We start from the raw sequence: 19892 nt of genomic DNA on the forward strand, positions 1-19892 counted from the left end.
TTGATGTTTCCTAGATTTGGAGAGATATTTCATGCATCTGACCATATGTATCGTTCTGCTGCTGACCGTTTCAGCTGTGCTCAATGCATCCCATGCCGCGCAAATGGCTGGCGTTGGAAACTGGGGCGAAGCATTGGGCGAGATCGCTTTCGGCCCGCTCGCATTTTTCTTCATCGCGCATGTTATCATCTACTATGCAATCCGCGCCATTCGCGGCCGAGAAAAACTGAAATCCTTCTCCGCCACCAAACTGAACTACATCGCATTCACACTGGCGCTGATGGGCATCCTCGGGGCCATAGCGCAGCGGGCGGGTCCCCCGGTTTAGAACCGCAGATGCCCAAGCCGTAGAATAGGAAGGAAAAAATCATGACACCTGCCGAGTTTGCCGCAGTCATCGAAAACAAGGGCGATGAGAGAGCGACGGAGGAGAAACTGCTGGCGTTTGAGGAGAAACTGCGCACGAAATTGCCTGAGGACTATCGCTCGTTCCTCGGCATGTCCGGTGGCGGCTTGATCTTCGAACCGCCAGTATCCTATCTCGACGCGAAAGAACGCGACTTGCTCCTGCGGCATATGAACTCTCTGAGGGAAGTCGAGGCGGAATTCGCCAAGCCCAGTGCTTATCCTCTGCCAGCAGGCCTTCTTTGCATAGGCAATGACAGTGGTGGAAACTCCATCATGTTGTCCCTGACGAAGGAAAGATTTGGTCAAATCTTCATGCTGGACCACGAAATGGTCGCTTACGAGGGAGAACCGGAGCCCCTTGAAGAAGCGGAGGAATATGGCCTCATTAAGCAGTATTCTGCAAGCTTCACCCAATTCGTCGCTGATCTCAGCGTAGAGGATGACTGAAGGTCTTCCTGCCAGAACGACAATGCAACTCCTTTGCTATCACACGACGATGAGTTTTCAATCCATGAGAATGTTTGTGGCAATTGGCATCTCATGCGATTATGCTCATAGACGTAATCTTGCTTAGAGAGCTGCGAGGCCAAATGCAGGCAGGATCAGCGGCGAAAGGCGAGCCGCAGCAAATCGTTTGGGTGAGCTCAGCATTGCGACCGCGGTCTGCCAGAACGCGCGCAGATTTTCGGAATTAATTGCTTGGTTCGAAACGCACGTAACTCTCTGGATCATTCAAGATCGTTCTGAGCATGTCAAAAAATTCCGGCACGGTCTGGCCTATAATGTCGGGTGTAAAATCAAACCAATACCGTCTGGAAAACTCGCCTTCGAGATCGTTGTGATATCGTTCGAGGAAGGTCTTCATGTCATCAAACAGCTTTTGTTTTTCATCAGCTTCGGTAAAGCGGGCATATCCTGCGAGCGCTTGCGGTACCGTGTCGTATTCCATGTCCATGTCTTGATGGAGACAGCCAGTGATAAGGCCGGAAAGAGCGGGAAAATCTTCTTTGCTTATCGTCATTTGCTTTATGGTCAGGGAATGGGGAAGGCGGTTAGAATGTAATGGGTCATTCCGTTGTAGGTCTCTTTTTTCAGAAGTACACGCATTCTCGTCATTTGCATCAGGTCTCCCGACGACCTGACGACGCCATGTCCGATAATTTGCCCGGCCTCGAAATCGAGGGGCGGTCTGATCGTTGTTCCCGGGGCAGCAGATTTCGACCATTGTGCAATCCGCGCTTGATTGACGCGAAGGGCTCGAGAGATTTGGTCTTCTGCCACGCGAAGATTGCTGAAAGATGAGATCGCCGCCGGTGGTCTGCGCCCAGCAGCCGTGTCCGCGATCCGTTGCCGCAGAAACGCCTCGTCTTTGCCGACGTGCCTGGCAATCGTATGTCCTCCTAAACGACTGCCCGCCTGCGCCTCGTGCTGCATCAGTGAGATGCGGCCGGAACGGATGGCGGCGGCTCGCACCGCACCTGCCATCATGGCGCCGCCAATCGGCACTACAAAATCCATGGCCATGCCAAGGTTGTCTGCGGTTGCCGGACTTGCGCCCAGACTTCTGGCCAGTTTGGACGTGGTTCTTTCCGTGATGGACCGTTCGTCACGCCCCGTCCAGAGTTGGCGCCCACCGGTCGTGCACTGGTCGGCAGCGTGAAGCGCCAGTGCTCCACCACCGATCTTCGTCAGTGTCGTCGGTTCTGGAGTAACCAGCAATGCCCCAGCGGTAACACCTTCTGCGGCGCATCCTAGAAGCCGCAACGCGCCAATTACGCGATTTCCAACCGTACCGCTCTGCTCGACAGTCTCGCCTTCCAGCACTGCAGCAAGTTGGACGGCCGAGAGGGCGATGACCACGCCTTCTTCGGAAGCGTATGCACTCTGATCTTCTAAAGCCATTGACTACATTCCCGTGACGACACGTTACGTTATCGGCGCACAACCAAGAATGGATAATTTTTGAAATATATATGGCTTTTCGAAGGCGGGCAGTGATTGCCAACCCCAGCGCAGGGGTGCGCATCGCCAACTCTGAATTCCACAAGACGGGTTTCGACTACCGCTTCACCCCATCACTCCCGACATCCGCCACCTTCTGCACCGTCAACGATGGTGCCGACGCTTCTTTCAGCTTCTTGCCGATGGAGCGGATGACGCGGGTGGCTTCGGCGGAAAGCGAGCGGGGGCGGGTGAGGGCTGGCATGGCGTTGGCGTCTGCCGAGGCGATTGCTGCGCCGTTGGCGGGTTTGGGGTGCGTACCATTCGGCAGCGGGTTCTGAATGCCTGGGATGGCGCGCAGTTCCATGCCCTGGTGGGCATAGTCCATCAACCGCTTAAACGTCATGGCGGGCAGCGCGCCGCCGGTCATGTTGTTCATGGAGGTGAAGTCGTCGTTTCCGAACCACACCGCGGTCGTGTAATTACCGGTAAAGCCCACATACCAGGCGTCGCGGTAGGATTGTGAGGTTCCGGTCTTGCCGCCGGAGACGATGCCGTTATCCAGTGCGCCACGCTTTGCCGTGCCCTCGACGGGAATGGTCACCAGCATGCGGTTCATCTTGGAATTGGCCTCTTCCGTTAGAACGCGCTTAGCAGGGGGCTCGTCACGGTCGAAATCGTAGAGAACCTTGCCTTCGTAATCCAGCACCTGCGCGATGCCGTGGCGACGAGACTGCATGCCGTCTGCCGGGAAGACGGCGTAACCCGTGGCCTGGTCCAGCACGGTGACTTCGGAGGTGCCGAGCGGAATGGTCTTGTCGCTGCGAAGCGGCGTCGCCACGCCCATGGCTTTCGCCGTATCGACAATGATCTGCGTGCCCAGCACATCCTTGGCAAGGCGCACCGGTACGGTGTTATAGGATTTGGCGAGAGCGGTCTGCAACGTCACCTTCCCCGCATAGGAGCGGCCATAGTTCTGCGGCGACCAGCCGCGCCATGTCACGGGTGCGTCGGAAATCAGCGTTTCCGGCTTGTAACCCTTCTCCATGGCAGCGGAATAGGTATAGACCTTGAAGGAAGAACCCGGCTGGCGCAGCGCCGCGGTTGCGCGGTTGAACTGGCTTTCGCCATAATCGCGCCCGCCGACCATGGCGCGAATGCCGCCGCCATTTTCGATCATCACCATCGCGCCCTGCTTGACCCGGTAGCCTTCGCCAAATTCGCGAAGGCTGCCTTCCATCGCCTGTTCAGCCGCCTGCTGAAGGCCGGTGTCGATGGTGGTGCGAACGACGACGGTGTGGTCCTTGATCTTGCCTTCCTTGGCCAGTTTCTGCACCTCGTCAAAGGCCCAGTCGAGAAAATAGTCCGGTGCCTTGACGTCTTCGCGGTCGATCACGGTGGCCGGGTTGCGGCGTGCGCCGACGACCTGTCCCTCGGTCATCAACCCGCCCTGCACAAGGTTTGACAGCACGGTGTTGGCGCGTGCACGCGCTGCGGGAAGATTGACATGCGGCGCGTATTTCGCCGGTGCCTTGAACAGACCGGCGAGAATGGCGGATTCCGCCAGCGTCACATCTGTCAGGTTCTTGCCGAAATAAAATTGCGCCGCCGCTGCCGCCCCGAAGGTGCCGCCGCCCATATAGGCGCGGTCGAGATAGAGGCTCAAGATTTCCTTCTTGGACATGTTGGCTTCCAGCCACAGTGCCAGAAAGGCTTCCTTGACCTTGCGTTCCAGCGACCGCTCATTGGTCAGAAACAGGTTCTTGGCCAGTTGCTGTGTCAGCGTGGAGCCGCCCTGTACAACGCCGCCTGCGCGTGCGTTTTCGCTCATGGCGCGGGCAAGGCCGATGAAATCGATGCCGAAATGCTCGAAGAAACGTCGGTCTTCCGTCGCCAGCACCGCCTTGATGAAATGATCCGGCATCTGGTCGATCGGCACGGAATCTTCGTGAATAATGCCGCGATGGCCGATGGTGTTGCCGTAACGATCCAGAAACGTGACGGCGAAATCACCGCGATAGCGCCAGTCCTTCTTGGTCTCCTCGAAGGCGGGAAGCGCCAGTGCCAGCATCAGTACCGTGCCGGCGGTGCCCACCGTCAGGGCGTCGTCGGCAATGTTGATCAGAAATTTCTTCCAGCCGCGCACATGCAGTTTGCGCGATGCGATGGTCACGTCTTCCCAGAAGTCGAAAATGCGCGATGCAGAGGTCCACAGGCCGGAATCGATCCATGAATCGATGCGCAGCAGAATATGGCGTTTACGGCGCGCCTGTTTCTTGTTGTTATCTTCCTGCACGTAAAACGAATTCCTGTTCGATATTTCCAGCGTCTGCTTGACGCAGCAACCTTGTGCGGGTCATTCCCACATCATGACTCCGCCGGATTTAAGGATTAACGGATAATCCGGCAGATTGCGACACCACAGACGGGCCGGGCCATGTTGCCGCCCTCTGATGCAAAATGGAACGGAAATGTTAACGATGAGTGACGCGCCATTCTGGAAAACGAAATCACTGGCGCAAATGAGTAACACCGAATGGGAAAGCCTGTGCGATGGCTGCGGTCTGTGCTGTCTCAACAAGCTGGAAGACTGGGACACGGGCGAGGTGGTGTTTACCTCCGTTGCCTGCCAGTTGCTGGATGGCGACAGCTGTCAGTGCTCGGATTACCCCAACCGGTTCGATACCGTGCCGGATTGCATTCAGCTCAATCTGAAGCTCGTCAACGAAATCGGCTGGCTGCCACCGACCTGCGCCTATGCGCTGGTGCGCGATGGCGAGGACCTCTACTGGTGGCACCACCTCGTCTCCGGTGATGCCGAGACCGTGCATATGGCTGGTATTTCTGCGCGCGGGCGCACCATCAACGAAAAGCAGGTCGAGGTGGATGACTTTGAAAACTACGTGGTGGACTGGCCGCTGACGGTCGGCGAGCAGCCGAAGGCGCAGCGTCGGTAGAGTGCGCGGCGCGCCCGTCCTATTCCTGCCCCAACTGTCTTTTAAGACCCGACACCACCTTATCTCTCCGTTGATTGCTGGCCGTGACAATGGCCGGACATACAAGGAAAATGCATGCTGCCCCGGTTCGCCGTCCTTTCAGCCGTCAGTTTCGCCGTTGTGGGCCTGTGTCCCATTCTTGCCCGGGCCGAGCAGCCTTTCGAATGCACCTTCGTGACATCGGTGGAAACCGGCGCTGTCATTACTCAGCAGGGCGCTTGCGACAAGCGTGCATCGCCGGGCGCGACGTTCAATACTCCGTTGGCGCTGATCGGTTATGATTCCGGCCTGTTGTTGGACGAATTCAACCCGGTGTGGGACTGGCAAGAGGGCATGGACAGCACTCCGCCGGATCGACGGAGGGTCGATCCTAGCGGATGGCAAAAGAACGATGTGCGCTGGTATGGTGTCGACATCGCCAATCGCCTGGGACCTGAAAAATTCTCCAGCTATGTGAAGCGGCTGGGTTTCGGCAATACCAGTTCGGCAACCGCCCCGGGAACGACGCCGAAGGGCATGAGCGATTGGCTTGCCAACGCTTTGCAGATTTCACCCGTCGAGCAGGTGGGTTTTCTGCGCCGTCTGATGTCCAACAATCTGCCCTTTGCACGCGATGCGCAAACCAAGACCCGTGCCATCATGCCCGTTTTCGATGCGGCGGAGGCGTGGAGCGTGCACGGCACGGCGGGTGTGGGCAACCTGAAGGGCGATGACGGCAAACCCGACCCGACGCGCCCCTTCGGCTGGTTCGTTGGCTGGGCCGAACGCGAAGGCCAGCACATTGTCTTCGCCCGCCTGCGGGTCAACGACAAAGCGTCTGAGCGCCCCATGGGGGAGGTGGTGCGGGAGGAGTTTCTGCGGGATATTGCGCGGGTTTCCGTGCGTAGGTGAGGGTTATCTGAACAGGTCGGAATGCGTTCCAGCGCGTGTGAAGACGACAAGATCATCGGTCTCGTCGAGCCTGTAGATCAGCAGAAAGTCTCCGCCGATGTGACATTCCCGATGATCGCGCCACTCCCCGGTCAATTCATGATCACGGAACTGTGCCGGTAGTGAAGCATCGTTGGCGATGAGGAGAAGCATGACCTCCTTGAGCTTCACCATGTCGTAACGGCCGGAATCATTCAGCCGTTTCCAGTCTTTCATAAACTGCTTCGTAAAATCGCAGCGACGCGGCAGAGTCGTTCGCTTTGATACAGCTTTTGGGCCTTTCACGGCTTATCGCTATCCAGTGCTTTGAAGAGTTCTTCCCGTGATTTGAAGCGGACGCGATTTTCATCCGAAATTTTTCGCGCTTCTTCGATGGCGGCTATCGTTTCTGCGTTGGGACGTGTCAACTCTATGGGGAGTGCCTTTTCTCTGGCTATGCGGGTCAACATCATGCGCATCACGTCCGAGACGGTCAGCCCAAGGCTGTCCAGCACGGCGGTTGCATCGTCCTTCAAGTCTTGGTCGATGCGAGCCCTGACATAAGCATTCGCTGTCATGATCATACTCCTGTTTACGACAGTGTAGCCCAAATGAGCATCGATTTCAACTCGTGACAAATGCTGCTGTGAGCCCTTGACCTTCCCATGATGGGAAGCATTACATGCAGTCTCGAAAGGGGAAATCCCATGAACGAGACCATCAAGACTTTGACCGCGCCAGAGCCGATTTCCGTATTTGTCGATGGTATGACCTGTGCGTCCTGTGTGCGGCGCGTGGAGATAGCGGCGGGTAAGGTGCCGGGGGTGGCGACGAGTTCGGTGAATTTCGCAACGAAGAAGCTGACCGTTGAGCCGACCGTGGGCTTTTCGGCAAAGACGTTGGTCGCTGCGGTCAAGAAGATCGGATACGAGGTTGCCCCACAGACGATCGAATTGACGGTCCAGAGGCTGAAGGGGGCTGTTGATGCTGAGCGGTTGAAGACCGTTCTGGAGGCCATCGCCACGACAGTCAGCGCAGAGGTGAACCCGCAAAGCGGCGTCGTGACCATCGAGACCGTCGGCGGCGGACGTCAGCGCGAAATGCTGATCGAAACCGCAAGACTGGCTGGTTTTACGTTAAAAACTCCGGCTGGCGCTGCGCATGATCACGAAGTGCAGGTGCAAGGTCATAGGCATCATGCGAGTGACGAGACGAAGCTGAGGCGCGATGTCACCATCGCGGCCATTCTCACAGTGCCGTTGTTCCTACTGGAAATGGGCGGGCATCTCTATACGCCGATGCACCACTGGCTGATGGGCGTCATCGAGCAGCAGATCCTCTATTACGTCTATTTTGCGATGGCGACGGTGGTGATTTTCGGGCCGGGATGGCGGTTTTTGAAATCGGGTTTTCCCGCACTTGCCCATGGTGCGCCAGAGATGAATTCGCTGGTCGCGCTGGGGGTAAGTACTGCCTACCTCTATTCGCTCGTCACCACCTTCGCGCCCGGCCTGCTGCCGGCCAATGCCCGGCATGTGTATTACGAAGCGGCAACCGTTATCGTGACGCTGATTTTGATCGGACGGCTTCTGGAAGCCCGCGCAAGCGGCAAAACCGGCGATGCGATCCGCAAGCTGGCAGGCCTTCAGGCCAAGACGGCGCGGGTGGAGCGCGACGGCCAGACACTGGATATCGCGACGGACGAAGTGGTGGTGGGCGATATGATCGTCATCCGCCCCGGGGAGCGTTTTCCGGTGGATGGCGAGGTTGTCGAGGGCGCTTCCTATGTCGATGAATCGATGATATCAGGCGAGCCGGTACCGGTGGAAAAGGTGGTGGCTAGCCCTGTCACAGGTGGCACCATCAACAAGAACGGCGCGCTGAAATTCCGGGCCACCAAGGTCGGCGCAGACACGATGCTGGCTCAGATTATTCGGCTGGTGGAGCAGGCCCAGGGCGCCAAGCTGCCGATCCAGCTTCTGGTGGATCGCGTCACCGCGCTGTTCGTGCCGGTGGTCATCGCAGTTGCCGTGCTGACCTTTATCGTCTGGGCGATCTTCGGGCCGGAACCCGCCTATACCTTCGCGCTGATCAATGCCGTTGCCGTCCTCATCATCGCCTGCCCCTGTGCCATGGGTCTGGCAACACCGACTTCGATCATGGTCGGCACGGGAAGAGCAGCTGAACTCGGTGTGCTGTTCCGCAAGGGCGCGGCGTTGCAAGCCCTGCGTTCTGCGCAAATCGTGGTGGTGGACAAGACCGGCACGGTGACCAAGGGCAAGCCTGAACTGACGGATTTTCTGGTGGCGGACGGGTTCGAGCGACGTGAGGTGTTGAGACTTGTTGCGACGGTTGAAAGCATGTCGGAGCATCCGATTGCGGAGGCCATTGTACGGGCTGCGTCGATTGAACTTCCAACAGTATGGGCCTTCGAAAGCATCACCGGCTACGGCATCTCCGCCATGGTCGAGGGCCGCAAAGTCGAGGTCGGTGCTGACAGGTTCATGGCAAAGCTTGGCATCTCCGTTCAATCCTTCGCAAAGAGCGCGGCAAGGCTTGGCGATGAAGGCAAAACCCCGCTTTATGCGGCCGTCGATGGTCAACTGGCGGCTATCATCGCGGTGGCCGATCCGTTGAAACCATCCAGTATCGATGCCATCAAAGCCTTGAAACGAATGGGCATCGAGGTGGCTATGGTGACGGGCGACAATGTCCGCACAGCCAGGGCCATCGCCCATCAGGTCGGCATCGAAAAGGTGGTGGCCGAGGTTTTGCCGGAAGGCAAGGTGCAGACGATCCATGATTTGCGCCAAGGCGGCAAGGTGCTGGCCTTCGTGGGAGATGGCATCAACGACGCGCCTGCGCTGGCTGAGGCCGATATCGGCATCGCTATCGGCACCGGCACGGATGTCGCCATTGAAAGCGCCGATGTGGTGCTGGTGGGTGGTGATCTCATGGGCGTGGTTCACGCCATCGAGATGAGCCGCGCCACCATGCGCAACATCCGCCAGAATCTGTTCTGGGCCTTCGGATACAATGCGGCGCTGATACCTGTGGCCGCAGGCGCGCTTTATCCGGCCTTCGGCATCATGCTATCGCCCATGGTCGGGGCCGGGGCCATGGCGCTCTCCTCCGTGTTTGTGCTCGGCAATGCATTGCGGCTTAAAACAGTAAAGGTGGCATCATGAACATCGGTCAGGCTTCGGAAGCTTCAGGCATATCGGCCAAGATGATCCGCTATTACGAGCAGATCGGCCTCATCACGCCCGCCGCCCGCACGGGCAACAATTACCGGGTTTACGCGGAGCAGGACGTGCACAATCTGCGTTTCATCAAGCGGTCCAGAACGCTGGGTTTTTCGCTGGAAGAAACGGAAACGCTGCTGAAACTGTGGCAGGACAAGACCCGCGAAAGTTCTGCGGTCAAGGATATCGCCACTGCTCACATCGCCGATCTGGAGCGCAAGATTGCCGAGATGAAAAGCATGGTCAAAACGCTCTCGCATCTTGCCCATTGTTGCGGCGGAGACCACCGGCCGGATTGCCCGATTCTGGACGATCTGGCGGGGGTATAAGCTTTCGTCAGGCGAAGGGCAATCATAGCAAAAATTGAGGAATTCACCATGGAAGCCACGACCTTCACCGTATCCGACATGACGTGCGGCCACTGCGAGAAAACCATTCGCGGCGCGCTGGCAGAGGTTCTGCCGGGTGCGGACGTCGATATCGACCTGTCCCGGAAAAGCGTCACGGTTGCCGGAGATGCCGCAACGGCAGAGGCGGCGATGCGCGAGGCTGGGTATAACCCTGAAAGAGCCGAGTGAAGGGTTGGAAAAGAATGTGCGAATATGCTACTGAGTAGTATTAGTCGATCCCGCTGGAGATGAGTCATGTCAGTCAAAGCATCGGTTTCTATTTCCGATCAACAGGATAGCTTTGCCCGAAAACTGGTCGAAGACGGACGGTTTTCGAGTCTGAGCGCTGTTGTCCAACATGGGATCGAACTCCTGCGTCAGGAAACCGAGTTGCATGAAGCCGAAGTGGGGGCTCTCAAAACATTGCTGGATGAGCGCAGCAAAGGTGTGTTTGTCTCAAACGAAGAGGGAAAGAGGCGCACTGCGGCGATGATTGCAGCGAAAAAGACTGAATATGGTCTATGAAATCCTTCGCTCGAAAGATGTCGAACGCGATCTGGAAATGATCTTCGATCATCTCGTGCAATCCTATCTGGTCTTTCGGGAAGAATTTGTCGAGGCCTTCAAGCGAGCCGATTCCAGACTAAAGTCGATCGAGAATGATATAGAGGCGCTGGCTAGCGCACCCTTCCAGGGCACGTTGATGCCGCATATTCTGCCGGCGCTGAGAAGTGTCACAAAACATCAGGCCATATTTTATTTCAAAGTTTTTGAAGATGCCCGGCAAGTCAGACTCCTTGCCGTATTTTTTGGTGCTCAAGACCACCAGAGGCATATGTTAAAACGTCTTCTGGGACATGGGCAAAATCAAAAGGGTGATCGAAGGATCACCCTTTGACGTTCAAACCTCGTCGAAGGCTCCACCCTCAAGCGATGGATTGCGGTCCAGGACCTTTTCCTCATAGTCGTCTGGCAATGCCTCGTCGCTTTCCTGATAGGGATCGTCGTCGGTTTCCGCTTCCTCTTCGCGCAGTTCCTGTTCGATCTGCTGTGAGAGTTCACCGCCCTCGGGGAGATGATCTACCTCGAGATCCACGATGTCCTGATCGAGTGCGTCTTCGTTTTCTGTCAGTGGTGTTCGCGGGTCCATGAGGGCCTCCCTGGGTGCTTTGTTTTGATCTGGAGGTAAACGGGCGGGCAAGCGCGGGGTTCCGGTCATCCACCAAAACAAAACCTCCAGCGGCCCTTGACCTCAACCTTGGTTGAGGTCGTATCTGTCGGGCCGACCCTCAAAACAGGATGGAGACGGCAGTGATGAATGTGGTGGAGAAAAACAGCTGGGTAGAGCTGTTGCGGGGGAAAAACCTGGCGCTGCTGATGGCGATTTCCGCAGGCATAGGGCTGCATGCGTTCAACCAGTTTGCCATCGTCGCGGCCCTGCCGGTTGCAGTCGCGGATATCGGCGGCGCGCTGATCTACAGCTGGGCCTACAGCATCTATTTCGTCGGTTCGGTGGCAGGTGGTGTGACGGCCATTCTTCTGCGTGAGCGGATTGGCGCACGGGCCGCGCTCGTCGTATCGGCGTTGTTTTTCTCCGTCGGCATGCTGATCTGCGCAGGTGCCGGCAATTTCCCGCTGATGATCCTGGGACGCGGATTGCAGGGTATCGCCGATGGCCTGATTGTTGCCGTGTGCTACAGCCTCATCCCGGCAGGCTTCCGCTCCGATCTGCTGCCGAAGGTTTTTGCGGTGGAGGCGGGCGTGTGGGCGGCGGCCTCTGTCGCAGGCCCGCTTCTGGGCGGGTTTGCCACCGAACACCTGTCATGGCGCGTGACCTATCTGTTGCCCGTACCGTTGGTCCTGCTGCTGGTCATCTATACGTGGATGTCCGTCTCACCGGAAAAGCCTGGTCCATCATCGCGCAAGGTCACGTGGCCGCTCGTTCTCTGCCTGACGGGAGCGCTCGCCTTTTCCGCGCCCGCTGCGTTCGAGGGGCTGGGCATGCGCATGGCAAGCCTCGTGCTGGGTCTGGTGTTGCTGCTGATGTCGCTGATAACAGGCATACGACCGGAAGCTGGATTGTTCCCGAAAGATGCGTTTCGACCGGGCACTGTGGTAGGAAACGGTTTCTGGATGCTGTTCTTGATGTCCTACGCGCAGGCGCTGACCAGCGTCTATCTGGCGCTGGTGTCCGTCGAGCGGTGGGGATATGAGCCGACATTTGCAGGCTTTATCGTCGTGGCCATGCCTTTGTCGTGGAGCACCGTCGCTGTCATCGTCGGCAGTCTGCGTTCTGCACGGCTGCGGGATGCGAGCCTGCATTACGGGCCGTGGCTGATGGCGCCCGGATGTCTTCTGTTGGGCCATGGACTTTTGATGGGAAGCTGGCTGGAAATGCTGGCAGGCCAAGCGCTCATTGGTGCAACCTTTGGCATGTCATGGGCCGGTATCAACCAGAACGCCATGGAAGCGGCCCCCGAGCACGAACGGAAAATGACGGGTGCGTTGCTGCCGACAGTCGCCACTTTGGGCGCTGCGGCTGGCGCAGGGGCGAGCGGGACAATCGCTGCCGCCACCGCGCTCGTACCCGCTCTTGAGCGCGGCGACTTATCGCCCTCGCTATCTGCGATCTATGGAACGGCAGCCGTCGTATCGATTGCTGCCATATGGTTCGGCCGCCGTGTAACCAAGCGCGCCGCGCCTTCCCCGTTGTGACGGGGTGCTCGCGGTCATGCTGCCATGTCCCGCCCGCTGCCTCGGTATTGTCCAAAAGACTACAGGGGAGCGCACGAATGTTCCTAGGCTCTTACTGTTTAAGCATCCACGTCGTAGCGTGGGATACCGCGCCATGGGTGCTTTTCAACTGTGCGGAGCGCACCGGCTCGAAGCTGTCGATACGTTTCGTGCCGACATAGCGGCCATGGTCGGCGAAGACTTCGATTGAGCCGTAATCGATGAAGATGCGCAGGCGGAACGGCCGCGCGCCTTCCGAAATGTAGCGCGGTGACGGACCGTCGCGCCCGTCTTCATAACGTATCCAAAGGCCGGTTTCGTCGCAGACTACGCCGAGTTTAACGGTGGGGTGTGCCAGTTCAAGCTCGAACGGAAGGCCGGGTTTTTCCAGCTCGAACAGGATTTCGACCGCACCGTTGGGAAACTCCACTGCTTCGCCTGCGGCAAGACGGGTCCGGTCCAAAATGCGATGGCGCAGGCTTTCCGCGGCACCGATGGGTGGCGTCAGCAACGCACCGGTGGAAAAGATCATGCGGCGTGGCAAGGTCATGGCGGTGGGGAAATCGATTTCCGGCGTCGCATCCGCCCAGTTGGCCAGCCAGCCGATACCAACGATGGTATCGCCATCCAGAAACGCCTGGAAGGCATAGTTATCCGTGCCGAAATCCAACTCCTGTCCGAACTCCTTGACGAAGGTCTTGCCGTCGAACCAGCCGACATCGGCCATGGCAAGGTTCTTGCGACCGGTTGCTGCATCTTCCGAATGCATGAGGCCGTAGACCAGCACCCAGCGGGTGGAGCGGGCATTGGCAGGACCATCCAGTGGCAGCAGGCAGGGGCACTCCACCGCCGTCGTCTTGTAGCGCGTCTCCACCCACAACTTGCCCACATATGTCCAGCCGGATGCGGCTGTCGGGTCCTGCGTTTCATAGAGAAGAATAACGCCGCCGCCATCGCTCTGGCTGCCCAACAACATCTTCCACAGGCCATCCGGCCCACGGAAAACGTAAGGGTCGCGAAAATCGGTCGTCAGCCCCTGACCATCCGGGCGATGGCCGAGAATGACGTCCGCCTGACCGGCCATGATGAGATCCGACGAGGTGGCGGTGAGCTGGATCTGCTGTTCCGGCACGCGGTCCTGCACCTGCTCGGTAAAGAACACGCGGATGCCCGTGCCTTCCACCAGCGGAATGGTAGAGCCGGAATAGGCACCGCCGCGCTTGTCGGGCCGCGTCGTCAAATCTTCGGACGGGAACAGGAAGATCGGCAAATGCCGCCAGCGCAGATAATCGGAGGACACCGCGTGGCCCCAATGCATGGTGTTCCAGCGCAGCCCGTGGGAGTAATGCTGATAAAACAGATGCGGACGGCCTTCGAAACGGCCAAAGCCGTTGGGGTCGTTCATCCAGCCGAAGGGCGGGCGGAAGTGGTAGCTATCCGGCAGATCGGGTGCGGCATTGTCAGGCTTCGTGTGAACAACGGTGATGCCGGTTTCCAGCACATCGGAGGCGATGAACCAGTAAATAACGGAGACCGCAGTGGTCACCGTATCGTAGCTGAGTTCGACCCGCCCGCCGCCGAACACCTGGTAGATGCGGAAATTATATTCATCGACGTTTGTCGAGGAAACTTCGGCAAATTTGCCGTTGTGGTTCGAAAAGGACACCGCCCCCGGCTCATCTGCTTTTTTCGCCTTCAGCCAGACATGGATCGTGGCGTTGACCGGAAGATCGGTTTGTATGGTGCGAACGGCGCTTTCGATCTCTACGGGCAATGCGATGTCATTCATTCCACTATCCTTTCGTCTCTGTGGCTACACAGCATAGGAACGAAAGTGGCAGGTTAAAGTTCATCGCGCTACTACTCCATGAGGAAGGACCCGTGTGCCGCAAGGGCAAACAGTGCAAGAGACATTTTCAAAGATTGCGATGCATATCGTTATCTCCGCAGTCTATCCTTCAAGCACTTTTCGACGTTGACCCTTGGTTGTATTTATTGACTTCACGGCCATTTTCTTCAATTTGATTTTCGCTACGGCTGGTATCAACAAGGGTTGGCTCATGGGCGAATTTGAAGACCGTATCATTCGCGTGGCGACCGTTTTCACCGCTTCCGATTTTGCAGTGACGTCTTCTTATCTCCAAGCTTACGGCATCGTTGTTGTTGCGACGTCGGTTCACCTCATCAATAATTTGCAACACTACACAAGCGCCATCGGCGGCGCCGGTGTTTTTGTGCCTGGAAGACAAGCCCAGGCGGCGATCAATCTCTTGATTGAAGCGGATAGGGGGGAGACGGAAATTAAAGACGGAGAGCCAAAACTCATGATGCCGAAGACTTTCTTCGAAAGGGTGACGGAGCTATTTCTCTATATCTACGTCAGCGGCGGAGAGACCGCACCGCCCTATGCAAGCCGCATCGTTCACGGGCAATGGCAAGCTCTGGGCAAAGAGGAGATTTAACCGTGGACCCCAAAGAGAGAGTTCTGGAGATACGCTATATTTGTACGCGGTCTGACTTCATTGCGGTCACGCGAGCACTGATCCGCAGACCCTTCTGGCAGACTGCCTTGAAACTCGCCTTGTTAGTGATCATCGCTGGAAATCTCTTCGTCATGGCGTGGTTGTGGCCGGGCAAAGAAGGTGTGCCGCCGTGGTATGCCGAAATCTATTTCCGTTACTGGCCCTTCTGGTTTCTCCCGCTTTTATTGACTGTTTTCAGCAGTCATCTTGCTGCTTTGATGGCGGCAACGGTTTTCAAAACAAGGGCCGCGGCCAATCAGGAAATCGTTGTGACGCTCTCTCACGATGGCGTTACGGCTCGTTCTGCAGACATCAACAGCGCCATTTCCTGGGGTGGTATCGTGAAGGCGATCGAGACCAAGACGCATCTGTTTCTGGCCTTGTCCAAACGCGAGGCTTTAATCTTGCCGCGCCGGGGCTTCGCATCCGCTGCCGATTATGCCGAGGGATTACGCCTTATTGGCGCGAGCCTCAAACCGTCCGCGCCGTTTGTCAGGCACGAAGGACTGCGCATTATCGATCTAAAGAGTGGCGATGCGAAATGATGGCATCGGGGTTGGCGGCTGGAATGTTAGGCTAAGCCAGCCCATATAAGCCCTGAAACAGGGAGAAAACCCGTGATCCATTTTGATAATTCCTATGCGCGTCTGCCGGAGCATTTTACGGCGGCGGCTTTGCCGACGCCTGTCAGTGCGCCGCAGTTGATCGCGTTCAACAAGCCATTGGCGCAAGAGCTTGGGCTTGATCTCGACGGCATAGATGATCCGCGGTTGGCGGCGGTGTTTTCAGGCAATGCCGTGCCGCAGGGAGCGGAGCCGTTGGCGATGGCCTATGCGGGGCATCAGTTCGGCAACTTCGTGCCGAAGCTGGGGGATGGGCGTGCCATTCTTCTTGGTGAAGTAATTGATATCAATGGAAAACGGCGGGATATCCAGCTGAAGGGTGCCGGGCCGACGCAGTTCTCGCGCCGGGGTGACGGGCGGGCGGCGCTGGGTCCGGTCCTGCGCGAATATATCATGTCCGAAGCCATGTTTGCGCTCGGTATTCCCGCCACCCGCGCGCTTGCGGCTGTCGCGACCGGCGAGCGGGTGCAGCGGGAAACGGGTCTGCCCGGTGGCGTGGTGACGCGGGTGGCGGCCAGCCATATCAGGGTGGGTACGTTCCAGTATTTCGCGGCACGCGAGGACAACGAGGCGATCAGGACGCTGGCGGATTACGTGATCGAGCGGCATTATCCCGGCGCCAAGCAAGCAGAGAGTCCTTATTTTGCCTTGCTGCAAGCGATTGCGGAGCGTCAGCGCGAGTTGGTTTGTCGCTGGATGATGGTGGGTTTCATCCACGGTGTGATGAATACCGATAATGTTGCGATCTCTGGCGAGACGATCGATTTCGGGCCCTGCGCCTTTCTGGATGAATATAATCCTAACAAGGTGTTCTCGTCCATCGATGCGCAGGGTCGATACGCCTATAACAGCCAGCCCGGCATCGCCCAGTGGAACATTGCGCGGCTGGCCGAATGCCTATTGCCGCTGCTGGATGAGGATGCTGACACGGCAGTGGAGTTGGCCAATGGCGTGCTGGCAGAATTTGCTGCGGCGTTTCCCAAGCGCTGGCTTTCCGGCATGCGCAGGAAGCTGGGTCTGAGCACGCAGGACGATGCGGACGAGCAACTGGTGCAGGATCTGCTGGCGCTGATGCAGCGTAACGAGGTGGATTTCACCTTGACGTTCCGCAGGCTTTGCGATGCGGCGGATGGCAGTGCGGAAGCGTTTCGCGGCATGTTCACCGATCTGGCAGGCGCGGACGAATGGCTGGCTCGCTGGCGTCAGCGTGCGTGGAAGGAAAGCGCGACGGAAAGCGACCGCGCTACGGCGATGCGGGCGGTGAACCCAGCCGTCATTCCGCGCAACCACCGCATCGAAGAGGTGATTGCAGCGGCTGTCGAGGATGGCGATTTCGAGCCGTTTCATGCGATGCTGAAGGCGACGGCGCGGCCTTATGAGGAAGTGCCGGAATTTGCGGTTTATATGCAGGCCCCGATGGGGCATGAACGGGTGTTTCGGACGTTCTGCGGGACGTGAGTGGTAGTGGTTAGCGATGGAACAGCGAGCGCGGTGGGTGTGGCTTACCCCCCTCTGTCCTGCCGGACATCTCCCCATCAGGTGGGGAGATAGACTCGCGCCTTTCTCTCGATCTTCCTTTACGTTGAGATTGAGCAGCGTTAGAGCGTCTAGCTGATCTCCCCCCTTGAGGGGAGATGCCTGGCAAGGCAGAGGGGGTGAGCCGCGCACGCTATGGCTAACCTGTGGACGTAGGCACTACCCCACCTTCGCCAAGCCCTCACGCGGCGCGTAATACTGTCCGAATCGGTTGGCCAGAAAATCTGCCAGCGCGATATCTTCCTGTTTCACAAAGCCTTTCTGCGGCAGCTTGCCGTCTTTCAGAAGATCCAGAACCGTGGTGATACCGGCGGCGGTGGTGATCTGGATGGCGCTCATCATGCGGCCTGAGATAGGGCCGGCGTAGACTTTGTGAGCGTAGGTCTCCTGCATGAAACGACCGTTTTTCGTGCCGCAGACGGTGACGAAAACGATGACGACATCCTGCATGGTGGCGGGCAGGGCGTTTTCGAACAGGTCTTTTAACACATCGCGACGGTTGCGCAGGTTGAGATCGTTGAGCAGCGCCTTCATGATGGCGGCGTGACCGGGGTAGCGGATGGTGCGGTAGTTCATGGTGCGCACCTTGCCTTCCAGCGTGGCGGCCAGGGTGCCGAGGCCGCCGGAGGTGTTGAAGGCCTCATAGGTCATACCATCCAGCGAAAATTCTTCACGTTCTTCCAGCGCAGGAACGGCGGTGAGGCGTCCCTCGACGATGGCTTCGCACGGCTCGATATATTCGTTGATCAGGCCGTCCGTGCTCCAGGTGAGGTTATAATTCAAGGCGTTGGAAGGATATTGCGGCAAAGCGCCGACGCGCATGCGCACGCTGTCCAGCTTGTCAAACCGCGAGGCGAGATCGGCGGCGACGATCGAGATGAAGCCGGGCGCAAGGCCGCATTGCGGAATGAGGGCGCTCTCGGATGTTTCGGCGAGTTTCTTGACCTTGCGGGTGGATTCGACGTCTTCGGTGAGGTCGAGATAGTGGGTGCCGACGGCGACTGCGGCCTCTGCAATGCCTGCGGTAAGATGGAACGGGGCGGCGGAAAGGACCGCGAACTTGTCCTTTAACAGCGCCTGCAGGCCGAGGCGATCAGTGATATCGACGATTTCCGTATCGACCCGTTCATGGGTGGGAACATTGGCAAGCTGGTCTGCGGACCGGTCTGCGACGGTGACGCGATAATCGCCAGTCACAGCCAGCATCCATGCGATGGCCGAACCGATATTGCCTGCGCCGATGATGACGATGTGTTTCATGATGTCCCCCATGAGAAATGCAATTGAGGTAACAGAATGCCGCATTTGAGAGACGATTCGTAGCTTCACATTGCGCGGAAAGACGTTTAAAATTATGCATATCGACAATAGGATTATGCAGAATGCCTATCAGTGAAAAGGACCGTGCGCTGCTCTCCTTGCTGGCAGACAATGCCCGGATGCCGGTGGCGGAACTGGCGCGCAAGCTTGGCCTTTCCCGCACCACCGTGCAGGCGCGAATCGAGCGACTGGAGGCGGACGGGGTGATTTCAGGTTACGGCATCAAACTGTCAGACGCCTACCTTTCCGGGCTGGTGCGGGCGCATGTGCTGATTACCATCGCACCCAAGGTGCTGGCAGGCGTAACGGCGGCACTGGCAGCCATCAAGGAGGTGACAACGCTGCACTCCGTCAGCGGCAGCTTCGATCTGATCGCCATTCTCACGGCCCCTTCGATTGCCGATCTCGACCGGTTGATAGACGGGATCGGTGGGCTGGACGGGGTGGAGCGGACATTGTCTTCGGTGATCTTGTCGACGCGGATTTCGCGGTGAGAGGGCCTTATGCCTACTTTAATTCTTTGACGTCTTCCGGGTGCCTGTCCAGCAGGCGGAAGAGGTTGATGACGGCGGGCGTGGGGGCGACCTTACCGGTTTCGTAACGCGAAAAGGCGTTGTGGCCACCGCCGGTCAGTCTTGATGCCTCGGCCTGATTGATCTTCAGTTTCTTGCGGATACGGCGCAATTCGTCTGCCGTGGCGCGGCGCGCTTCCAGCGCCAATGCATCACTGGCTGCGGCGTAGCGTTCGGCACTTGGTGCATCATATTCGATTTCGCCGCATGTGGGACACCGTACGCCGGAGAGTCCTTCCACATTGGCGACGATTTCGCGATGTTCGATGCGGTGGGTTTCGCTGGTAAAAACCTCCATTATGGCGCCGGAATCGCAGCGCATGCAAAGTTCAGTCATGGCTGTAACTCCTTGAATTGTATGACCAATGCTCCATCTGCACGAAGCGTGAGCTTGATGTGCGCCATGCCGCCGGGTGTATCGGCGTGGTAGATATCCTGCCAGACGGCCGTGTCGCTGTGGGTTGTCATGGATTTGAAGAGGCATTTGGCATCGAGCTTGCAAATGACATCGACCATTTCCGCGACGGTCAGGTCCACGCGTCGTCCACCATCGATTGCGGTCTTTGTGAAGACCGCGGCGCGCTGGCGTTTCACGGTGGCGATGATGGTTCGAAGATTGTAGTGGGCGACCCGTTTTTCCATGGTTCACACTACCCTTAAAGGGTAATTGCGCAAGGCGGAACTTTGCGAGACGACGA

General features: G+C 57.9%; 24 protein-coding genes. 14 read left to right on the top strand and 10 right to left on the bottom strand.

What is annotated here, in order from left to right:
- Positions 1-31 precede the first annotated feature (31 nt).
- Both RMR21_RS03765 and RMR21_RS03770 read left to right on the top strand, forming a co-directional pair.
- The gene (locus RMR21_RS03765) at positions 32-328 is read left to right on the top strand and encodes a hypothetical protein (protein ID WP_498669385.1); all 297 of its coding nucleotides are present in this window, start codon (positions 32-34) and stop codon (positions 326-328) included.
- A 41-nt stretch (positions 329-369) separates the two neighbouring features.
- Positions 370-855 carry an SMI1/KNR4 family protein gene (locus RMR21_RS03770; RefSeq protein WP_498669386.1) on the top strand — a complete coding sequence of 162 codons (486 nt, stop codon included), beginning with the start codon at positions 370-372 and terminating at the stop codon, positions 853-855.
- 244 nt (positions 856-1099) lie between these two features.
- Here the strand turns inward: RMR21_RS03770 and RMR21_RS03775 are convergent, their stop codons facing one another.
- The 3 genes from RMR21_RS03775 to RMR21_RS03785 all read right to left on the bottom strand — a co-directional run bounded on the left by RMR21_RS03775 (position 1100) and on the right by RMR21_RS03785 (position 4645).
- The gene (locus RMR21_RS03775) at positions 1100-1357 is read right to left on the bottom strand and encodes a hypothetical protein (RefSeq protein ID WP_498669387.1); all 258 of its coding nucleotides are present in this window, start codon (positions 1355-1357) and stop codon (positions 1100-1102) included.
- A gap of 83 nt (positions 1358-1440) precedes the next feature.
- Positions 1441-2310 carry an RNase A-like domain-containing protein gene (locus RMR21_RS03780; protein WP_498669388.1) on the bottom strand — a complete coding sequence of 290 codons (870 nt, stop codon included), beginning with the start codon at positions 2308-2310 and terminating at the stop codon, positions 1441-1443.
- Positions 2311-2467: 157 nt separating this feature from the next.
- Positions 2468-4645 carry a transglycosylase domain-containing protein gene (locus RMR21_RS03785; RefSeq protein ID WP_498669389.1) on the bottom strand — a complete coding sequence of 726 codons (2178 nt, stop codon included), beginning with the start codon at positions 4643-4645 and terminating at the stop codon, positions 2468-2470.
- Positions 4646-4829: 184 nt separating this feature from the next.
- Between RMR21_RS03785 and RMR21_RS03790 the strand changes: the two genes are divergently transcribed.
- On the top strand, positions 4830-5306 hold the full coding sequence (locus tag RMR21_RS03790) for a YcgN family cysteine cluster protein (protein WP_498669390.1): 477 nt from the start codon (positions 4830-4832) through the stop codon (positions 5304-5306).
- A gap of 114 nt (positions 5307-5420) precedes the next feature.
- Positions 5421-6236 carry a penicillin-binding transpeptidase domain-containing protein gene (locus RMR21_RS03795; protein ID WP_498669391.1) on the top strand — a complete coding sequence of 272 codons (816 nt, stop codon included), beginning with the start codon at positions 5421-5423 and terminating at the stop codon, positions 6234-6236.
- Between the two features lie 3 nt (positions 6237-6239).
- Here the strand turns inward: RMR21_RS03795 and RMR21_RS03800 are convergent, their stop codons facing one another.
- Together RMR21_RS03800 and RMR21_RS03805 are read right to left on the bottom strand one after the other, a co-directional pair.
- Entirely contained in the window at positions 6240-6491 is a 252-nt protein-coding gene (locus tag RMR21_RS03800; protein ID WP_498669392.1) for a type II toxin-antitoxin system YafQ family toxin, read from the bottom strand.
- A 65-nt stretch (positions 6492-6556) separates the two neighbouring features.
- Positions 6557-6832 (bottom strand): type II toxin-antitoxin system RelB/DinJ family antitoxin, encoded by a 276-nt coding sequence (locus RMR21_RS03805; RefSeq protein WP_498669393.1) that lies wholly within the window; start codon positions 6830-6832, stop codon positions 6557-6559.
- A 129-nt stretch (positions 6833-6961) separates the two neighbouring features.
- Between RMR21_RS03805 and RMR21_RS03810 the strand changes: the two genes are divergently transcribed.
- The 5 genes from RMR21_RS03810 (at position 6962) to RMR21_RS03830 (ending at position 10786) form a co-directional block, all read left to right on the top strand.
- Complete coding sequence (locus RMR21_RS03810; RefSeq protein ID WP_498669394.1) at positions 6962-9442, top strand: heavy metal translocating P-type ATPase; 2481 nt, start codon at positions 6962-6964, stop codon at positions 9440-9442.
- Positions 9439-9828, top strand: a complete 390-nt coding sequence (gene cueR / locus RMR21_RS03815) for a Cu(I)-responsive transcriptional regulator (protein ID WP_498669395.1) — start codon at positions 9439-9441, stop codon at positions 9826-9828. The genes RMR21_RS03810 and cueR overlap by 4 nt, the downstream gene beginning before the upstream one ends.
- Before the next feature lie 48 nt (positions 9829-9876).
- On the top strand, positions 9877-10077 hold the full coding sequence (locus RMR21_RS03820; protein WP_498669396.1) for a heavy-metal-associated domain-containing protein: 201 nt from the start codon (positions 9877-9879) through the stop codon (positions 10075-10077).
- A 66-nt stretch (positions 10078-10143) separates the two neighbouring features.
- Entirely contained in the window at positions 10144-10413 is a 270-nt protein-coding gene (locus RMR21_RS03825) for a ribbon-helix-helix domain-containing protein (protein WP_498669397.1), read from the top strand.
- Positions 10403-10786, top strand: a complete 384-nt coding sequence (locus tag RMR21_RS03830) for a type II toxin-antitoxin system RelE/ParE family toxin (RefSeq protein WP_498669398.1) — start codon at positions 10403-10405, stop codon at positions 10784-10786. The genes RMR21_RS03825 and RMR21_RS03830 overlap by 11 nt, the downstream gene beginning before the upstream one ends.
- Positions 10787-10789: 3 nt before the next feature.
- On the opposite strand, the gene RMR21_RS03835 is transcribed toward RMR21_RS03830, so the two are convergent.
- Complete coding sequence (locus RMR21_RS03835; RefSeq protein ID WP_498669399.1) at positions 10790-11038, bottom strand: hypothetical protein; 249 nt, start codon at positions 11036-11038, stop codon at positions 10790-10792.
- 164 nt (positions 11039-11202) lie between these two features.
- On the opposite strand from RMR21_RS03835, the gene RMR21_RS03840 reads away from it, so the two are divergent.
- Positions 11203-12603: an MFS transporter gene (locus RMR21_RS03840; RefSeq protein WP_498670061.1), complete on the top strand. Its 1401-nt coding sequence runs from the start codon at positions 11203-11205 to the stop codon at positions 12601-12603.
- Positions 12604-12694: 91 nt separating this feature from the next.
- On the opposite strand, the gene RMR21_RS03845 is transcribed toward RMR21_RS03840, so the two are convergent.
- Positions 12695-14410, bottom strand: a complete 1716-nt coding sequence (locus RMR21_RS03845) for a GH32 C-terminal domain-containing protein (RefSeq protein ID WP_498669400.1) — start codon at positions 14408-14410, stop codon at positions 12695-12697.
- A 193-nt stretch (positions 14411-14603) separates the two neighbouring features.
- Between RMR21_RS03845 and RMR21_RS03850 the strand changes: the two genes are divergently transcribed.
- The 3 genes from RMR21_RS03850 to RMR21_RS03860 all read left to right on the top strand — a co-directional run bounded on the left by RMR21_RS03850 (position 14604) and on the right by RMR21_RS03860 (position 17224).
- Positions 14604-15083 carry a hypothetical protein gene (locus tag RMR21_RS03850; protein ID WP_498669401.1) on the top strand — a complete coding sequence of 160 codons (480 nt, stop codon included), beginning with the start codon at positions 14604-14606 and terminating at the stop codon, positions 15081-15083.
- Positions 15084-15085: 2 nt separating this feature from the next.
- Positions 15086-15688, top strand: a complete 603-nt coding sequence (locus RMR21_RS03855; RefSeq protein ID WP_498669402.1) for a YcxB family protein — start codon at positions 15086-15088, stop codon at positions 15686-15688.
- A gap of 75 nt (positions 15689-15763) precedes the next feature.
- Positions 15764-17224 carry a protein adenylyltransferase SelO gene (locus tag RMR21_RS03860; protein WP_498670062.1) on the top strand — a complete coding sequence of 487 codons (1461 nt, stop codon included), beginning with the start codon at positions 15764-15766 and terminating at the stop codon, positions 17222-17224.
- Between the two features lie 237 nt (positions 17225-17461).
- Here the strand turns inward: RMR21_RS03860 and RMR21_RS03865 are convergent, their stop codons facing one another.
- A complete protein-coding gene (locus RMR21_RS03865; RefSeq protein WP_498669403.1) occupies positions 17462-18562 on the bottom strand; it encodes a saccharopine dehydrogenase family protein in 1101 nt (366 codons plus the stop codon).
- Between the two features lie 122 nt (positions 18563-18684).
- On the opposite strand from RMR21_RS03865, the gene RMR21_RS03870 reads away from it, so the two are divergent.
- Positions 18685-19116, top strand: a complete 432-nt coding sequence (locus tag RMR21_RS03870) for an Lrp/AsnC family transcriptional regulator (protein WP_498669404.1) — start codon at positions 18685-18687, stop codon at positions 19114-19116.
- Between the two features lie 13 nt (positions 19117-19129).
- Here the strand turns inward: RMR21_RS03870 and RMR21_RS03875 are convergent, their stop codons facing one another.
- Both RMR21_RS03875 and RMR21_RS03880 read right to left on the bottom strand, forming a co-directional pair.
- Positions 19130-19531, bottom strand: coding sequence for a type II toxin-antitoxin system MqsA family antitoxin (locus RMR21_RS03875; RefSeq protein ID WP_498669405.1), 402 nt, complete (start codon positions 19529-19531; stop codon positions 19130-19132).
- Entirely contained in the window at positions 19528-19836 is a 309-nt protein-coding gene (locus RMR21_RS03880; RefSeq protein WP_498669406.1) for a type II toxin-antitoxin system MqsR family toxin, read from the bottom strand. Before RMR21_RS03880 ends, RMR21_RS03875 begins: the two co-directional genes overlap by 4 nt.
- Positions 19837-19892: the final 56 nt, after the last annotated feature.

This window comes from Agrobacterium sp. rho-8.1 (assembly GCF_033957725.1).
GTDB lineage: Bacteria > Pseudomonadota > Alphaproteobacteria > Rhizobiales > Rhizobiaceae > Agrobacterium.

What these genes read in the sequence shown, in the direction of transcription:
- RMR21_RS03765 (WP_498669385.1), top strand. Translation starts at nt 32, where the DNA reads ATGCATCTGACCATATGTATCGTTCTGCTGCTGACCGTTTCAGCTGTG.
- RMR21_RS03770 (WP_498669386.1), top strand. Translation starts at nt 370, where the DNA reads ATGACACCTGCCGAGTTTGCCGCAGTCATCGAAAACAAGGGCGATGAG.
- RMR21_RS03775 (WP_498669387.1), bottom strand. Translation starts at nt 1,357, where the DNA reads ATGGAATACGACACGGTACCGCAAGCGCTCGCAGGATATGCCCGCTTT.
- RMR21_RS03780 (WP_498669388.1), bottom strand. Translation starts at nt 2,310, where the DNA reads ATGGCTTTAGAAGATCAGAGTGCATACGCTTCCGAAGAAGGCGTGGTC.
- RMR21_RS03790 (WP_498669390.1), top strand. Translation starts at nt 4,830, where the DNA reads ATGAGTGACGCGCCATTCTGGAAAACGAAATCACTGGCGCAAATGAGT.
- RMR21_RS03795 (WP_498669391.1), top strand. Translation starts at nt 5,421, where the DNA reads ATGCTGCCCCGGTTCGCCGTCCTTTCAGCCGTCAGTTTCGCCGTTGTG.
- RMR21_RS03800 (WP_498669392.1), bottom strand. Translation starts at nt 6,491, where the DNA reads ATGAAAGACTGGAAACGGCTGAATGATTCCGGCCGTTACGACATGGTG.
- RMR21_RS03805 (WP_498669393.1), bottom strand. Translation starts at nt 6,832, where the DNA reads ATGACAGCGAATGCTTATGTCAGGGCTCGCATCGACCAAGACTTGAAG.
- RMR21_RS03810 (WP_498669394.1), top strand. Translation starts at nt 6,962, where the DNA reads ATGAACGAGACCATCAAGACTTTGACCGCGCCAGAGCCGATTTCCGTA.
- cueR (WP_498669395.1), top strand. Translation starts at nt 9,439, where the DNA reads ATGAACATCGGTCAGGCTTCGGAAGCTTCAGGCATATCGGCCAAGATG.
- RMR21_RS03820 (WP_498669396.1), top strand. Translation starts at nt 9,877, where the DNA reads ATGGAAGCCACGACCTTCACCGTATCCGACATGACGTGCGGCCACTGC.
- RMR21_RS03825 (WP_498669397.1), top strand. Translation starts at nt 10,144, where the DNA reads ATGTCAGTCAAAGCATCGGTTTCTATTTCCGATCAACAGGATAGCTTT.
- RMR21_RS03830 (WP_498669398.1), top strand. Translation starts at nt 10,403, where the DNA reads ATGGTCTATGAAATCCTTCGCTCGAAAGATGTCGAACGCGATCTGGAA.
- RMR21_RS03835 (WP_498669399.1), bottom strand. Translation starts at nt 11,038, where the DNA reads ATGGACCCGCGAACACCACTGACAGAAAACGAAGACGCACTCGATCAG.
- RMR21_RS03840 (WP_498670061.1), top strand. Translation starts at nt 11,203, where the DNA reads ATGAATGTGGTGGAGAAAAACAGCTGGGTAGAGCTGTTGCGGGGGAAA.
- RMR21_RS03845 (WP_498669400.1), bottom strand. Translation starts at nt 14,410, where the DNA reads ATGAATGACATCGCATTGCCCGTAGAGATCGAAAGCGCCGTTCGCACC.
- RMR21_RS03865 (WP_498669403.1), bottom strand. Translation starts at nt 18,562, where the DNA reads ATGAAACACATCGTCATCATCGGCGCAGGCAATATCGGTTCGGCCATC.
- RMR21_RS03870 (WP_498669404.1), top strand. Translation starts at nt 18,685, where the DNA reads ATGCCTATCAGTGAAAAGGACCGTGCGCTGCTCTCCTTGCTGGCAGAC.
- RMR21_RS03875 (WP_498669405.1), bottom strand. Translation starts at nt 19,531, where the DNA reads ATGACTGAACTTTGCATGCGCTGCGATTCCGGCGCCATAATGGAGGTT.
- RMR21_RS03880 (WP_498669406.1), bottom strand. Translation starts at nt 19,836, where the DNA reads ATGGAAAAACGGGTCGCCCACTACAATCTTCGAACCATCATCGCCACC.